At 70.0% G+C, this 327-nt stretch carries 1 pseudogene; it reads left to right on the top strand.

What is annotated here, in order from left to right:
* Positions 1 to 286, top strand: a pseudogene (locus ADL01_RS24640) (maltokinase); the annotation flags it as partial.
* Between the last annotated feature and the right edge of the window lie 41 nt (positions 287 to 327).

Consider the following 327-nt stretch of genomic DNA (forward strand, 5'->3'; position numbering starts at 1 on the left):
CAGCGCCCAGTCACCGGTACGGGACATCGCGGGCATGCTCCGCTCCTTCGACTACGCGGCCCACTCGCTCCACCCCCGGTCGCCCGACTGGGCGGAGGTGTGCCGGGCCGCGTACTGCTCCGGGTACGCGGAGATCTGCGGCCGGGACCCACGTACCGATCCGGTACTGCTGCGGGCGTACGAGACGGACAAGGCGGTGTACGAGGTGGTGTACGAGGCACGGCACCGTCCGGACTGGCTTCCGGTGCCGATGTCGGCGATACACCGGTTGTCCGCACCCGGCTGACCTCACGCGTCACCTCGCCCCCACAGACACCACACCTCACC

Source organism: Streptomyces sp. NRRL WC-3618 (assembly GCF_001280005.1).
Lineage (GTDB): Bacteria > Actinomycetota > Actinomycetes > Streptomycetales > Streptomycetaceae > Streptomyces.